Origin of the sequence: Parafrankia irregularis (assembly GCF_001536285.1) — a bacterium.
GTDB lineage: Bacteria > Actinomycetota > Actinomycetes > Frankiales > Frankiaceae > Parafrankia > Parafrankia irregularis.
In genome coordinates this window covers 1-15,733 of the sequence record NZ_FAOZ01000003.1, presented here as the reverse complement: position 1 = coordinate 15,733, position 15,733 = coordinate 1, and the positions used below count along the sequence as shown (strand labels likewise).

General features: G+C 70.8%; 11 protein-coding genes. 10 read left to right on the top strand and 1 reads right to left on the bottom strand.

From position 1 onward, the window contains the following. Positions 1-28 precede the first annotated feature (28 nt). The 5 genes from AWX74_RS05125 (at position 29) to AWX74_RS05105 (ending at position 7,162) form a co-directional block, all read left to right on the top strand. Positions 29-859: an acyl-CoA thioesterase gene (locus tag AWX74_RS05125; protein ID WP_091272149.1), complete on the top strand. Its 831-nt coding sequence runs from the start codon at positions 29-31 to the stop codon at positions 857-859. A gap of 627 nt (positions 860-1,486) precedes the next feature. After that, positions 1,487-2,671 (top strand): thiolase family protein, encoded by a 1,185-nt coding sequence (locus AWX74_RS05120; RefSeq protein ID WP_091272147.1) that lies wholly within the window; start codon positions 1,487-1,489, stop codon positions 2,669-2,671. Between the two features lie 353 nt (positions 2,672-3,024). After that, positions 3,025-5,517, top strand: a complete 2,493-nt coding sequence (locus tag AWX74_RS05115) for an ABC transporter permease (protein WP_091272145.1) — start codon at positions 3,025-3,027, stop codon at positions 5,515-5,517. Next, positions 5,514-6,284: an ABC transporter ATP-binding protein gene (locus AWX74_RS05110; RefSeq protein WP_091272143.1), complete on the top strand. Its 771-nt coding sequence runs from the start codon at positions 5,514-5,516 to the stop codon at positions 6,282-6,284. The genes AWX74_RS05115 and AWX74_RS05110 overlap by 4 nt, the downstream gene beginning before the upstream one ends. Then, positions 6,281-7,162, top strand: coding sequence for an ABC transporter ATP-binding protein (locus tag AWX74_RS05105; protein ID WP_091272141.1), 882 nt, complete (start codon positions 6,281-6,283; stop codon positions 7,160-7,162). Before AWX74_RS05110 ends, AWX74_RS05105 begins: the two co-directional genes overlap by 4 nt. A 123-nt stretch (positions 7,163-7,285) precedes the next feature. On the opposite strand, the gene AWX74_RS05100 is transcribed toward AWX74_RS05105, so the two are convergent. Further along, a complete protein-coding gene (locus tag AWX74_RS05100; protein ID WP_091272139.1) occupies positions 7,286-8,011 on the bottom strand; it encodes a TetR/AcrR family transcriptional regulator in 726 nt (241 codons plus the stop codon). A 591-nt stretch (positions 8,012-8,602) separates the two neighbouring features. Here AWX74_RS05100 and AWX74_RS05095 point away from each other — a divergent pair. From AWX74_RS05095 to ccrA, 5 genes are all read left to right on the top strand, one after another. Further along, positions 8,603-9,343: an SDR family oxidoreductase gene (locus AWX74_RS05095; protein WP_091272137.1), complete on the top strand. Its 741-nt coding sequence runs from the start codon at positions 8,603-8,605 to the stop codon at positions 9,341-9,343. A 338-nt stretch (positions 9,344-9,681) separates the two neighbouring features. After that, positions 9,682-11,343: a carboxyl transferase domain-containing protein gene (locus tag AWX74_RS05090; RefSeq protein ID WP_226930880.1), complete on the top strand. Its 1,662-nt coding sequence runs from the start codon at positions 9,682-9,684 to the stop codon at positions 11,341-11,343. Positions 11,344-11,348: 5 nt separating this feature from the next. Continuing rightward, entirely contained in the window at positions 11,349-13,571 is a 2,223-nt protein-coding gene (locus tag AWX74_RS05085) for an acetyl/propionyl/methylcrotonyl-CoA carboxylase subunit alpha (RefSeq protein WP_091272135.1), read from the top strand. Positions 13,572-13,630: 59 nt separating this feature from the next. Next, positions 13,631-14,782 (top strand): acyl-CoA dehydrogenase family protein, encoded by a 1,152-nt coding sequence (locus AWX74_RS05080; protein ID WP_091272134.1) that lies wholly within the window; start codon positions 13,631-13,633, stop codon positions 14,780-14,782. 22 nt (positions 14,783-14,804) lie between these two features. Further along, the coding region (ccrA, locus tag AWX74_RS05075; protein ID WP_091272131.1) for a crotonyl-CoA carboxylase/reductase at positions 14,805-15,733 on the top strand (929 nt) is incomplete at its 3' end.

The following is a 15,733-nucleotide window of genomic DNA, read 5'->3' as shown; positions in this document are numbered from 1 at the left end:
CGCGCGGCACCTCGGTTCGAGGTAGCCGATGTTCTCCGTCGATTCCGTCCTCGCCACGCTCGCGCTGGAGCCGGTGGCCACCGATCACTACCGGGCCGGCAGCGTCGGCACCGGGGGGCCGGTCGTCCACGGTGGCCAGCTGCTCGCGCAGACCCTGGTCGCGGCGCAACAGGGCCAGGAGGGCAAACGGGTCAAGACGCTCCACACGGTGTTCGCGCGGGCCGCGAAGCCGGACGTCGACCTCGACATCGCGGTGAGCCGGGTGCACAGCGGCCGTAGCCTCGCGACGAGCCTGGTGTCGATCAGCCAGGGCGGCCGGCTGTGCGTGCAGTCCCAGGTGCTCCTGTCGGCCGAGGAGCCGGACTTCATCAGCTACGCGGCGACGCACCCGGCGCCCCCGATCCTGCCTGCCGCGCCGGATCCGGCCGAAAGCGCCGGCAACTGGCAGATCCAGATCGTCGGCGATGCCGACCTGAACGACCCCGACGCCATCGGGCCCGCCGAGCTGGACGTGTGGACACGCTGGCCCGGTGCCCCGGACGACCCGGTGACCAGCCAGGCGCTGCTGGCGTTCTCGACGGACAGCTTCCTCATCGCGACGGCGATGCGCCCGCACCCGGGCGTCGGCCAGGCACTCGCGCACCGGTCGATCTCGACCGGCGTGCTCAGCCACACCATCACCTTCCACGCGCCGAGCCCGGCCCGGGACTGGCTGCTGCTGTCGCACCGCAGCACGTTCGCCGGGCACGGCCGCAGCTACGGGCAGGGTGACGCCTACCGCGGCGGGCAGGGGCTGGTGGCGTCGTTCGTGCAGGACAACATGATCCGCGCCATGGCCGCCTCCGGGAGTCATCTCTAGATCTCCCCACCACCTCGGGTACCCGGTACCCCAGTACTCCCGGGGCGCCGAGTGCGGCCCGCAATCCCAGGGCGTTCCTCGATCGGGGGGAACGCCCTGGATGTGTTCGGGGTCCCGCGCGGCCCTTCACGGGTCACCCCGGCCAGATGTTGGGTCTTCGATGTGGCGGCAGCTGGTCCGCGGCGTCTTCCGGTCTCATCGGATCGCTCGCTTCCCATTGTGAGTACCGCACTCTCGGCCACTGATCTCATCGCTCTCGCCAGGCGGAAGGCAGAAGTCGACACTCTCGGATGCGGTCTGAGAGGATTTGGGCAGGTAGTCGCTGCCTGTCCGCGGATACCGCGCGGCTGGCACAGGACTGTCAGATTGCAGCGACGTCGGGTAATGGACGGGTTGCGCAGTGGAAGATCGGTCTGTCGGGCGGCGGGAATCCGCCCCCGGAATTGGCCGGCAAATCGCCTGCTGCGTCAATCTTTACTCGGACAAGAGAGGCTCCCGTAACGGTGGCTCAGCGGGTCCGGGTTTGTCTTGACATCGACATCGACATCAGTAGTATGAGGCACCTCACAGCCCCGGGGTCTGTACTGGATCGCTGTGAGGTTCGTGGCCCCCACCAGAGGAGCGAACGTGACGGATCATGAAGCGGTAATCGTTTCGACCGCGAGAACGGCGATCGGTACGGCGGTCAAGGGTTCCCTCGTGGACGTCGACGCGTTCGAGCTCGGCACGCGGGCCGTCGCGGAGGCGGTTCGGCGCTCGGGTGTCGACCCGGCCGACATCGACGATGTCGTGCTGGGGGAGTCGCTGTACGGCGGCGGTGACATCGCGCGCTACGCCGCCATCGAGGCGGGCCTGTTCGGCGCTCCGGGTGTCGCGCACAACCGGCACTGCGCCTCCGGGCTCGTCGCCGTGCAGACGGCGGCGGCCTCGATCCGCTCCGGTATGGACCGGGTCGTCGTGGCGGGCGGGACGAACTCCTCGTCCACCGCGCCGCGCGCGAAGCGGCGCCGGCCGGGAACCGACGAGGTGGAGGACTGGTACTCGCCCACCCACCGCAACTCCGCCGAGGCGCCCAACTACGACATGTCGATCACGGTCGGCTGGAACGCCGCGGTGAAGGCCGGGGTGTCCCGTGAGGAGATGGACGCCTGGGCCCTGCGGTCGCACCAGCGGGCCGTGGCGGGCATCGACGCCGGCTCCTTCAAGGAGGAGATCTTCCCGATCGAGGTGCCCCGGCGGGACGGGACGAGCTTCACCTTCGAGGTCGACGAGCACCCGCGTCGGACGACCAGCATGGAAAGGCTCGCCGGGCTCAAGGTGCTGCACCCCGAGATCGAGGGGTTCAGCATCACCGCCGGCAACGCCGCGGGCGCGAACGACGGTGCGGCCGCCATGGTGATCACGGACAGCTCCTACGCCGCGGCGAACGGGCTGGAGGCCCTGGGTGTCGTGCGCGCGTGGGCCTCGGTCGGTGTGCCGCCGGTGGACACCGGCATCGCGCCGACCCTGGCGATTCCGAAGGCCCTGCGGCGCGCGGGGCTCTCGGTGTCCGACATCGACCTCTGGGAGATCAACGAGGCGTTCGCCTCGGTGGCGGTCGCCGCGTCGCGGCTGCTGGAGATCGATGACAGCCGGGTCAACATCCTGGGCAGCGGCTGCAGCCTGGGGCACCCGATCGCGATGACGGGCGCGCGTCAGGTGATCACGCTGATCCACGAGCTGCGACGTCGCGGTGGTGGTCTCGCGGTGTCCGCGATGTGCGCTGGCGGCGGTATGGCCAGCGCGCTCGTGCTGGAGGTTCCGGCCCCGTAACACCGAGTGAGTGGGCTGGCTCGCCCGGATGGCCACCGGGCGAGCCAGCGCCGGCTCGGCGCCAGGACGGAACACGACAGCAGAACACTGAGCCTTCTCCACCCGTCGACACGGGCTCACGACCCCCCTGACCGTGGGCCGTGAGGTGGAAGAGGCTCACTGCCCCACGGGCACGTCGTGGCGGCAGTATTTCCCGTACCTCGATTTCAAGGGAATGACGACACGGTGAAGCGGCAGCGTTTCCGTTCTCGGCGGTCAACTCGTCCACCGGCCACCACATGCCCACCGGCCAGGAGTGCACGCAGCGCCCCGGCTCACTTCGATACTAGCTCCGGTAGCTGAGCGGTCGGGCCATGAACGATACTTCTGTTGCGCACGACTTCTTTCAGGCGCTGCTGCAGGGCCTGCCGCCGGGAGTCGTCTATTCCCTGGTCGCGTTGGGCTTCGTCCTGACGTACAAGACCTCCGGTGTCTTCAACCTCGCGTTCGGCGCGCAGGCCTACGTCTCCGCCGCCATGTACTTCAAGGCGCGGATCACGTGGGAGTGGCCGACCGTCCCGGCGGTCATCCTGGCTGTTTTCGTGCTGCCGCCGCTGATCGGCCTCGTCCTCGAGCGGCTGATCTTCCGGCCGCTGCGGACGGCGCCCGCGGTCGCCCGGCTCGTCGTCGCCGCGGGTCTCGCCGTCGCCATCCCGTACCTGTTCGACATCCTCGCGAAGTTCACGGCCGTCGCCGGGGAGACTCCGGTCGGTGTCGCACCCGACGGGGCGAACGTCTTCTACGACCCGTTCGGCGTGTACGCGTTCAGCCGCGACGAGCTGGTCAGCATGGGCGTCGTGCTCGTCGCCGTCGTCGGACTGGTCGCGCTGTTCCGGTTCAGCGCGATCGGCGTCCGGATGCGGGCCGTGGTCGAAAGCCCGAAGATGACCGAGCTCAACGGCATCGCGGCGGACCGCATCTCCGCGCTTTCCTGGGTGCTTTCGTCGTTCTTCGCGGGAATCGCCGGTGTGCTCATCGCACCGCGCTTCAACACGCTCGCCGCCGCCGACTTCTTCAGCGTCATGGTGGTCGCGATCGCCGCGGCGGCCATCGGCCGGCTCACCAGCCTGCCCGGGGCGCTGGGCGGCGGCATTCTGCTGGGCGTCGTCATCGCCCAGCTCAACACCTTCCTGCCGCGCTGGTCCGACGACCACGCCTGGGTCAAGACGGTGCAGGAGAACCTGACTCCGTCCGTGCCCTTCGTGGTGCTCTTCGCGGTCGTGGTCCTGGTTCCCAGCATCCGGCGGTCCCGCGACTCGGGTGACCCGCTGGCCGGGGTCGAGCCGCCGCCGCCCTCGCTCGGCGGTGAGGTGCGTGACCCGCGCCTGGCGATGATCATCAGGCTGGTCGGTCTCGCCGTCCTCGCGGTCACCGCGACCGTGGTCCTCACCAGGGGCGACTCGCTGTGGGTCTTCCTGGTGACGAAGGCCGTGGTGATGGGCATCATCTTCCTGTCGATCACGGTGGTCACCGGCATGTCCGGGCAGATCTCGCTGTGCCAGGGCACGTTCGCCGCCATCGGTGCCTTCACCGTGTACCAGATGGTGGTCCGCTACGACCTGTCGGTGCTGGTCGCGGCCCTGATCGGAGCCGCGGTGGCGGCCGTGGTCGGTGCCCTGCTCTCGCTGCCCATCCGCCGCCTCGGCGGCATCTGGACGGCGATCGCGACGCTCGCGTTCGCCTACTTCTTCGACGCCGTGCTGGTGAAGCTCTCCTGGGTCGGCGGCGGCGACGAGGCGGTACTGCAGGGAACCACGGTGCCCCGACCGGTCATCGGCCCCTGGGACCTCGGCGACGACAAGTACTACCTGGTGTTCGCCTCCATCGTCCTGGTCGTGGTGGCCGCCGTCGTGCTGCAGCTGCGCAAGGGGACGTTCGGCCGCACCCTTGTGGCGATGCGCGGCAGCGAGGTGGGCGCCGAGTCGATCGGCATCTCCTCCGCCCGGGTCCGCCTGATCGCCTTCGCGGTCTCCGCCTTCATCGCGGGGCTCGGCGGCGCGCTGCTCGCCATGGCGCAGAAGGACGTCAGCTACGGCACGAACTTCGGGCCGTTCGCGGCGCTGTTCTGGGTGGTCATGGTGGTCACCCTGGGCTCGCGGACGATCCGGGGCGCGCTCAACGCGGCCGCGGCGTTCGCGCTGTTCGAGCCGCTCATCCTCTCGGGCACGTTCATCGCCTGGATCGCGCGCAGCGAGGATGCCGTGCCGGACTTCTTCCCGATCACGGGTAACTGGGTGTTCGTGCTGTTCGGCCTCGCCGCGCTGCAGTTCGCACGGCATCCCGAGGGCCTCGTCGAACGGCAGATGAAGCTGCCCGCGTTCCTGACGAACCTCCTTCCGACGCCCACCCCGGCACTCGCGGGGGCTGGCGGCGTCGGTGCTGTGGGCACGGCGGCCGGGCCGGCCGAGCCGGCGGCGGCGGTGCCCGCCGCGGCCACACCCACCGAGCCCGGCGCGCAGGCCCCGGCGAAGACCCCGGCCGCCGAGGCGCCTGCCGCGGCGAAGTCCGAGGAAACCACGGCCGCCGCCGAGGCGCCCGCCGCAGCCGCCGAGGCGCCTGCCACGCAGACGGCACCCGCGGAGCCCGCGGCACCCGCGCCTGCCACGCCGAAGTCCGCCGAACCAGCGGTGTCCGCTGCGGAGAACGCCGAGCCATCCGCGACCCCGCCGGCGGCGTCGGCTGCCGAGGGCGAGGGCGCCGCCGCCACACCGACCGAGGCCGGCGTCTCGGTGAGGTCGGGTTCCAACGGAGAGTCGGAGCGGCCGGCCGCCTCCTCGCCGGCGCGAACTGAGGATGTGGTCTCGTGACCGAGGTACTGCGGGCCACCGGCGTCACCAAGCGCTTCGCCGGGATCGTCGCTCTCAACGACGTGACGATGGCGATCGACGAGGGCGAGCGGGTCGGGCTGATCGGGCCGAACGGGGCCGGGAAGACGACGTTCTTCAACTGCCTGCTCGGCGTGCTGCCGATGGACGGTGGCAGCGTCGCCATCGCGGGTAAGGACGTCACCGGCGTCGCCGCCTACCGTCGGGTGCGGGCGGGAATCGGCCGCACCTTCCAGCGGATCGAGCTGTTCCCGGACTGCACCGTTCGTGATCATCTGCTCGTGGCCGAGCGGGTCCGGCGCGGCACCGGCCGGCTGTGGAAGGACATGATCGGCCTGGGTCGGCCGACCTCCGCCGAGCTGGCCCAGTGTGACCAGGTCCTGGGGCTGCTGGGGCTGCTCGACCTCGCCGACGAGCCCATCGAGCGGCTCAGCCTCGGCCAGGGGCGCCTGGTGGAGGTCGGCCGGGCGCTGATGACCGAGCCGAAGCTGCTCCTGCTCGACGAGCCCTCCTCGGGCCTGGACCGGTCGGAGACCTCCGCGCTGGCGAAGACCCTCCAGGAGGTCCAGCGCGAGCAGGGCTTCGCGATCCTTCTGGTCGAGCACGACGTCGAGCTGGTCACCAGCTTCACGGAGCGGTCCTACGTGCTTGACTTCGGACGTCTGATCGCCGAGGGCCCGACCCGTGAGGTCATGGCCAGCAAGGAGGTCCGGGACGCCTATCTCGGGAACTTCGAGGTGAAGAGTTGAGCGACGCACAGGCGGTCGAGGAGGGCGCAGGCACGATGACCGGGCCGACCTCGGAAGAAACGGCGACATCCGAGCCGACGGCGGCAGCGGTGCCGGCAGCGGCAGGATCGAAGACGGAAACAGCAGAAGCAGCGCCGGCGGTGGTGCCGGCGCCGGCACCGGCGCCGCAGGCCCCGGTCCTTGAGCTGCGCGACGTGGTGGCCGGCTACGGGCCGTTCCGGGCCCTGTTCGGTGTCTCGTTCGAGGTGGCGCCAGGCGAGGCGCTCGCCCTCGTGGGTTCCAACGGTGTCGGGAAGACCACGGTCGCCCGGGTCGCCTCCGGCCTGGTGACACCGACGCAGGGCACCGTCCACGTGGACGGCACCGACATGACGGGCGCCAAGCCCTACCGGTACGCGCGTGCCGGCGTCGCCCACGCCACCGAGGGGCGGTCGGTGTTCGCGACGCTGACCGTCGAGGAGAACCTCGCCCTCTCCTTCGGTCGGGTGCGTGGCAAGCGCGGGGTCCGCGAGGCGCTCGAGCAGGCCTACGAGCTCTTCCCGGTGCTGGGGGAGCGACGCAGGCAGCTGGCGGGCAGCATGTCCGGTGGGCAGCAGCGCATGCTGTCGATGGCCCGGGTCATGGTCGAGGTTCCCAAGATCCTCGTCGCGGACGAGCTGTCGCTGGGCCTGGCGCCGATCATCGTCGCGGAGCTCTACGAGGCCCTGCGCAAGCTGCGGGAGCAGGGCACCGCCCTGCTGATCGTGGAGCAGCAGGTGGCGCACGCGCTCGACCTGTGTGACCGGGTCGTGCTGCTCGGCCACGGTTCGGTCGAGTGGACCGGTGCCAGCGCCGACGCAGGTGACGTCGTCACGCAGGCCTTCGAACCGGCGCACTGACTCGGTTCCGCACACTGGTGAACGCGAAGGCGCCTCCGGACCCCGCCTGGGGGCCGGAGGCGCCTTCGTTGATGGGGGGCCATGCAGGCCCGGCGCGGGCCGCGGCTGGGCCGCCGCTTCGGGCTAGCCCTGATGGGGGCGGGGATGCAGGAACGGGCGCGGACCGTCGGCGTCGTCATCGTCCGGCGCGTCCTGGGGCCGGGGCCGGTCACGCAGCTGCAGCGCGTTGCCGAACAGGCGGGCCAACTGCTCGGCCGCAAGCTCCAGGTCGCTTTCGACGAGGCCCTGCACCAACCACATCTCGGCGAAACGGGAAACCATCGCGCCGAGCGAGTGCGCGGCGATGGCGGGATCGATGTCGGGGGCGGCCAGCCCGAGCGCCTGCAGCTGGCGGATGGAGCCGACGACCCGGTCGCGGTCGCGCTGCTGATGATGGAAGCGCTCACTGTTGAGCTCGGCGTCGTAACGGGACACCTGCTCGATCACACCGATGATGCGGGCTTCCGCCCGATAGCTCTCCAGATACCGCCGGATCCCGGCCCGAATGCGTTCCCGGGGTGGCGCGGTTGAGGAGGGGATGAAGATTGCCGTGCTGAGCGGAGCGTTCAGGAGGTCGGTCATCTCCTTGGCGATCTCGCGGAAGATCTGCTCCTTGGAATCGAAGTAGTGGTAGAAGGAGCCGTGTGACAGGCCGGCCTGCTCGGCGATGTCCGAGATTCTCGCCTCCAGGAACCCGTCCTTCTCGAAGACGGTCTTCGCTGCATCGAGGAGGCGTGCCCGCGTCGCCGCTCCTTTGCGCGAACGTGGCCCGTTCGGCTTCTCGCGGTCGGTCGGCGCGGCCGTCGACAATGCCTTCTCCTCAGCGTGCGGGACCGGCCACATTGAGTGCCGCGGGCGGGGCCCGCATGTGCAGGTCGGTGGTGTCGGACTGTTGTTAGGGCTGGTGCTGCCGGTGGTGCTGACTATCGGCGGAGCCTGGTTATATCGGTGGTGTTCGGTTAGGGTAAGTACAGCCGACTATACTATCGGCGCCGTGGATTTCTGGTCTCTTCCCTGGATCTGGTAGGTGCGTGTCGAAGCGCTCTCCGCTAAAGGTGCCTGCCATCGTCCCGCGGCCCGGTGGGGCTGGCCGCGGTCGTTTACGGGTGGCGGCCGGTCCGGTCATGGGCCACGGCCGGCCGCGCGGGTCGGAGCCCCGGGCGGCCGGGAGCGCGTCGACGGGTGGGCATGGCGGTCGCCCGGTGGGTCGGTGCGTCACCGCACCATCCGTGGCAATGCGGCTACCAGGGCACATCGGTTGGTGGATTCGTCGTTGAGCTGATGCGGCGTGTCGCGGTCCGGGCCGGATAACCCGACACGCGGACCGCTTCGTGTTGTAGCGTCGCTCCTGATAAGGCACCTCTTTTATGCGGAGAATACCGTTTGCAGGGGAGTGGAACGATGCGGACAGTAGTTGTTGGGGCGTCCAGCGGACTGGGTCGCTGTATCGGGATCGGCCTGGCGCGGGAGGGTGCCCCGACCGCGTTACTCGCGCGGCGGCGCGACCGGCTCGTCGATGCGGCGAAGGAGGCCGGGGAGGGCACCCTCGCGATCGAGTGCGACGTGACCAGTGCGGACTCCTGCAAGCGGGCGATCGACGAGGCGGTGAATGGCCTCGGCGGTATCGACGCCCTGGTCTACTCGCCTGGCGTCGGGCCGCTCATCCGGCTGGCTGATATAGACGCCGAAACCTGGCACGGCACTTTTGCCACGAACGTGATCGGTGCATCACTGATCACCGCGGCGGCGATTCCTTACCTTACCGAGAGCGGTGGCACGGCCGCATACCTTTCGACGGTCAGCGCGTCGGTCACCGACCCGTGGCCGGGCCTGGGCGCCTATGCCGTCAGCAAGGCCGCGCTGGACAAACTGGTCGAGGCGTGGCAGGTCGAGCATCCGAAGGTCGGTTTCACCCGGGTTGTGGTCGGCAACTGCACCGGTGGTGAGGGCGACTCCATGACCGGGTTCACCTCCGGGTGGGACCTCGGTCTCGTCGGCGAGGTGCATCCGATCTGGCAGAGCCGCGGATACATCACGGAGAACTTCCTGCCCGTCGACGAGCTTGTCCGGGTGGTCCACAACGTCCTGCGCAACGGCGCGAGCACGAGTGTTCCCAGCGTCGTGGTGGGGCCTCGCCTGTAGCCGCCGAGCCCCTCCTCCGAGCCCAGCACTGCCGGCACGTCGCCAGTGCTGGGTCGCCATCGGCGACATGCCACTCGCCTGTGACTCGCTGCTGACGAGTCGATGGCGGCACGCTCCTGTGCGCTGCCAGTCCATACCGCCGTCCCGTGCCGCCCCGGCCTCGACCGTCGTCGTCCGGTGCTGTGGCACGGGACGTCGGGCTGCGCGGAAACAGCCCGGTCCGCCCTGGTCCCCGAGGGACGTCCGGGGGGCCTGGCGTGGGCTGCCTCCCGGAGTTCGTGCGGGGGCACGGGGCTTCGCCTCGACACGACGGGCCCGGACCCGCTAGCCTGCGTCGCATGTTAGTCGACGCTAACATCGACCGCCCGGCCTCCTGGGAGCGGACAGCGCCCGGCGAGCCCCTGCGGAGTCTGGTCGATGTCAAGGACGATCCCGCGCGCCGCAACGCCGCCGCGTTCGCGCAGCTCGTGGACGAACTGCGCGCCACCCTGGCCCGGACCGCGCTCGGCGGGCCCGAGACCGCGCGGCGCAGGCACGTCGAACGCGGCAAGCTGCTGCCCCGCGACCGGCTGGACACCCTGCTGGACCGCGGCAGCCCGTTCCTGGAGCTGTCCCCGCTCGCGGCCGCCGGCCTGTACGACGACGAGGCCCCGGGCGCTGGGATGATCACCGGTGTCGGCCGGGTGTCCGGGCGTGAGTGCGTCGTCGTCGTCAACGACGCCACCGTCAAGGGCGGCACCTACTACCCGATCACGGTGAAGAAGCACCTGCGCGCCCAGGAGGTGGCGCTGCACAACCGGCTGCCCTGCGTCTACCTGGTGGACTCCGGTGGCGCGTTCCTGCCGCGCCAGGACGAGGTCTTCCCGGACCGGGAGCACTTCGGCCGGATCTTCTTCAACCAGGCGACGATGTCGGCCCGCGGCATCGCCCAGATCGCGGCCGTGCTCGGCTCGTGCACCGCCGGCGGAGCCTACGTCCCGGCGATGAGCGACGAGGCGGTGATCGTCCGCAACCAGGGCACGATCTTCCTGGGCGGCCCGCCGCTGGTGAAGGCGGCCACCGGCGAGGTCGTCAGCGCCGAGGAGCTGGGCGGCGGCCTGCTGCACTCGCGACGCTCCGGCGTCACCGACCACCTCGCCGCGGACGACACCGACGCGCTGACGATCGTGCGGCGTATCGTCGGCCAGCTCGCGCCGCGCGCGCCCCGGCCGTGGGACGTCGTGCCGACCGAGGAGCCGCTCTACCCGACGTCCGAGCTGTACTCGGTGGTGCCGGCGGATCCGCGCACGCCGTACGACGTCCGCGAGGTGATCGCCCGGCTGGTGGACGGCAGCAGGTTCGCCGAGTTCAAGAAGGAGTACGGCTCGACCCTGGTCACCGGGGTCGCCCGCCTGCACGGGCACCCGGTCGGCATCATCGCCAACAACGGGGTGCTGTTCGGCGAGTCGGCGCTCAAGGGCGCCCACTTCATCGAGCTGTGCGACCGGCGCCAGATCCCGCTGCTGTTCCTGCAGAACATCACCGGGTTCATGGTCGGCCGCGACTACGAGGCCGGCGGTATCGCCAAGCACGGCGCGAAGATGGTCACCGCCGTCGCCTGCGCCCGGGTACCGAAGTTCACCGTCGTGATCGGCGGATCGTTCGGCGCCGGCAACTACTCGATGTGCGGCCGGGCGTACTCGCCGCGGTTCATGTGGACGTGGCCCAACGCGCGGATCTCGGTGATGGGCGGCGACCAGGCCGCGGCCGTGCTCTCCACCGTCCGCCGGGACGGCATCGAGGCCCGGGGCGGCAGCTGGACCGCCGACGAGCAGGCGGCGTTCGAGGCGCCGATCCGCGAGCAGTACGAGCACCAGGGCAACCCCTACTACGCCACCGCCAGGCTCTGGGACGACGGCGTGATCGACCCGGCGGACACCCGCACGGTGCTGGGTCTCGCGCTGTCGGCCGCGGCGAACGCGCCGCTGGAACCCGTCGGCTACGGCATCTTCCGGATGTGAGGACGATGTTCCACACGGTGCTTGTCGCCAACCGCGGTGAGATCGCCGTCCGGGTGTTCCGGACCCTGCGCGAGCTCGGTATCCGGTCGGTGGCGGTGTACTCCGACGCCGACGCGAACGCCCGCCACGTCGCCGAGGCGGACGTGGCGGTGCGCCTGGGCCCGGCCCGGGCGCTCGACTCCTACCTGAACATCGAGAAGGTGCTCGCCGCCGCGGCCGCCACCGGCGCGCAGGCGATCCACCCCGGCTACGGCTTCCTCGCCGAGAACCCGGCCTTCGCGCAGGCCTGCGCCGCCGCCGGTGTGGTCTTCGTGGGCCCGTCTCCCGAGGTCGTCGACCTGATGGGGAACAAGATCGCCGCCAAGCGCACCGTCGCCGCGGCGGGTGTCCCCGTCGTCCCCGGCCGGATCGAACCGGGCATGACGGACGACGACCTGGTCGCTGCGTCGGCCGAGATCGGCTACCCGGTGCTGGTGAAACCGGCCGCGGGCGGCGGCGGCAAGGGCATGCGCCTGGTCCGCGACCCCGCGGACCTGCCCGAGGCGCTGCGCTCCGCCCGACGCGAGGCCGCGGCCTCCTTCGGTGACGACACGCTGTTCGTCGAACGGTTCGTCGACATCCCCCGGCATATCGAGGTGCAGATCCTCGCCGACACCCACGGCAACGTCATCCACCTCGGTGAACGCGAGTGCAGCCTGCAGCGCCGCCACCAGAAGATCGTCGAGGAGGCGCCGTCGGTGCTGCTCGACGCCGCCACCCGGGCCCGCATCGGGGGAGCGGCGGTGGACGTCGCCGCCGCCGTCGGGTACGTCGGTGCCGGCACGGTGGAGTTCGTCGTGGGCACCGAGCGGCCCGACGAGTTCTTCTTCATGGAGATGAACACCCGGCTGCAGGTCGAGCACCCGGTCACCGAGCTGGTGACGGGCGTCGACCTGGTCGCCGAGCAGCTGCGGGTCGCCGCCGGGGAGCGACTGACCCTCACCCAGGACGAGGTCCGGCTCACCGGCCACGCGGTCGAGGCCCGGGTCTACGCCGAGGACCCCGCCCGTGGCTTCCTGCCGACCGGCGGCGACGTCCTGGTGCTGCGGGAACCGGCCGGCGCGGGAGTGCGGGTCGACTCCGGCCTGATGGCGGGCTCGCCCGTCGCCGCGACCTACGACCCGATGCTGGCCAAGGTCATCGCCTGGGCCCCGGACCGCGCCGGCGCGCTCGCCCGGCTCGACGCGGCGCTCGCCGACACGACGCTGCTGGGAGTGACCAGCAACATCGGCTTCCTGCGGCGGCTGATCAGACATCCCGACACCCGCGCCGGCCGGCTCGACACCGGCCTGGTCGAACGCCACCTCGAGGCGCTGACCGCCCCCGCGCCGGAGCCCGACCCCGGGGCGGTGGGGGGCGCGGTCGTCGGCGCTCCGACGGCGGACGAGGCGCTGGCGGTGTTCGCGCTGGTCAGCGCGCACACCCTGATCCCCACCGGGGCGGTCGTCGACCCGTGGGACGTCCCGTCCGGCTGGCGGCTGGGCGAGCCGGTGTGGGCCCGCTGGTCGGTGGCGGGCGCGGGTGCGAGTGGCACCGGAGGGCCGGTGCGCGAGGTCGGTGTGCTGCGCACCGCCGACGGCGGCCTGCGGGTGCGCGTCGACGAGGCCGACCCGCGTACCGCCGAGCTCACCTGGCTTCCGGCCGCGCAGGCGGCCCCGGCCGGCCCGGTCACCCAGGTGGCGCAGGCCCCCGCCGCGGCGGTGCGGTCGGGGCAGGCCCTGGTCACCCTGGACGGGCTGACCAGGCGCTGGCAGATCGCCGTGACCCCCGGCGCCCTCTGGGCAGGTGCCGACGGCTTCGCCTGGTCACTGGCGGAGCGCCACGCCGAGCGGGGCGGCGACAGCGCCGCGGGCGAGCAGGGCGGCGAGGCCCGCAGCCCGATGCCGGGCATCGTCGTCGACGTGCGGGCGCGGGCCGGGGACACCGTCGAACCCGGTGCCCCGCTGGTGGTCGTCGAGGCGATGAAGATGGAACACACGGTGGTCGCGCCGCTCGCCGGCCTGGTCAAGGACGTTCTGGTGCGGGTCGGCGACTCGGTCGCGCTCGACGCGCTGCTTGCCGTCGTCGAGCCCGCCGTCGTCGAGCCCGCCGTCGTCGAGCCGGGCGCCGGCGAGCCGGCGAGCGAGCCGCAGGCCGCCGGGCCGCAGGTCACAGACGAGGCACCGCGGCCGCGCGCCGAGCGGCCCTAGCCGGGACTCGTCACACCGCCAGCCAGCACTTTCCACAACGCAGGAGACAGGGACGGGCCATGGTCGAGGGTCGACTGAGCGAGGAACACGAAAGCCTGCGCAAGACGGTGGAGGAGTTCGCCCGTGAGGTGGTGGCCCCGGCCGCCGCCATCCATGACGAGGCGAAGACCTTCCCGTACGAGATCATCGCGCAGATGGGGGAGATGGGGCTGTTCGGGCTGCCGTTCCCCGAGTCCTACGGCGGCCAGGGGGCCGACTACTTCGCGCTGTGCCTGGCGATCGAGGAGCTGGCCCGGGCCGACTCCTCGGTGGCGATCACCCTGGAGGCCGGGGTGGGCCTGGGCGCGATGCCGATCTACCGGTTCGGCACCGAGGCGCAGCGGGAGGAATGGCTGCCGGTGCTGGCCAGCGGCCGGGCGCTGGGTGCGTTCGGGCTGACCGAGCCGGGCGCCGGCAGTGACGCGGGTGGCACCCGCACCACGGCCCGGCTCGAGGGCGGGGAATGGGTGATCAACGGCTCGAAGGCCTTCATCACCAACTCCGGGACGGACATCATCCGGGTCGTGACGGTGACCGCGGTGACCGGTGAGCCGGTGAACGGCCGCCCGCAGATCTCCTCGATCATCGTCCCGGTCCCGACCTCGGGCTTCAGTGCCGGCGCGCCCTATTCGAAGGTCGGCTGGCATGCGTCCGACACGCGGCCGCTGTCGTTCCAGGACGTACGGGTGCCGGAGGCGAACCTGCTCGGCGAGCCCGGGCGCGGCTACGCGAACTTCCTGTCCATTCTGGACGAGGGGCGCATCGCCATCTCGGCGCTTTCGGTGGGGCTCGCGCAGGCCTGCGTCGACGAAAGCGTGAAATACGCGAAGGAACGTGAGGCGTTCGGCGCCCCGATCGCGCGCAACCAGGCCATCGCCTTCAAACTCGCCGAGATGGAGACCCGGACGTTCGTCGCCCGGACGGCGTACTACGAGGCCGCCTGGAGAATGCTCGCCGGGCTGCCCTTCAAGAAGGAGGCGGCGATGGCGAAGCTGTTCTCCTCCGAGGCCGCGGTGACCAACGCCCGTGAGGCGACCCAGATCCACGGCGGCTACGGATTCATGAACGAGTACCCGGTGGCCCGGCACTGGCGGGACTCGAAGATCCTCGAGATCGGTGAAGGCACCAGCGAGGTGCAGAAGATGCTGATCGCGCGCCATCTCGGCGTCTGACGGACGGGAGCGACCACCTCATATGAAGCACATTGTTGACGCTGTCCAGTCAGCTGTTCCGCACACGGAGGATCGCCGCGCCCTGTTCGCGTCCCTACCAGTCCCGGAGTCGTATCGGGGTGTGGTGGTGCGGAAGGACGAGGTGGGGTTGTTCGAGGGGCGGGTGTCGCGGGACAAGGATCCGCGGGAGTCGTTGCATGTGGATGAGGTGGCGACGCCGGAGTTGGGGCCGGGTGAGGCGTTGGTGGCGGTGATGGCGTCGTCGGTGAACTACAACACGGTGTGGACGTCGATTTTCGAGCCGTTGTCGACGTTCGGTTTCCTGGAGCGGTATGGGCGGACGTCTCCGTTGGCGCGGCGGCATGATCTGCCGTATCACGTGGTGGGGTCGGATCTGGCGGGTGTGGTGTTGCGGACGGGGCCGGGGGTGCATGCGTGGTTCCCGGGGGATGAGGTGGTGGCGCACTGTCTGTCGGTGGAGTTGGAGCGGCCCGAGGGTCACAACGACACGATGCTGGATCCGGAGCAGCGGATCTGGGGGTTCGAGACGAATTTCGGTGGTCTTGCGGAGCTGGCGTTGGTGAAGGCGAACCAGTTGATGCCGAAGCCGGCTCATTTGAGTTGGGAGGAGGCGGCGTCGCCGGGGTTGGTGAACTCGACGGCGTATCGGCAGTTGGTGTCGCGTAACGGTGCGGGGATGAAGCAGGGTGATGTGGTCCTGATCTGGGGTGCGTCGGGGGGTTTGGGGTCGTATGCGACGCAGATGGCGTTGCGGGGTGGTGCGATTCCGGTGTGTGTGGTGTCGTCGCCGGCGAAGGCGGAGATCTGCCGGTCGATGGGGGCGGAGCTGGTGATCGACCGGGCGGCGGAGGGGTATCGGTTCTGGTCGGATGAGGCGACGCAGGATCCGCGGGAGTGGAAGCGGTTGGGGGCGCGGATCCGGGAGCTGAC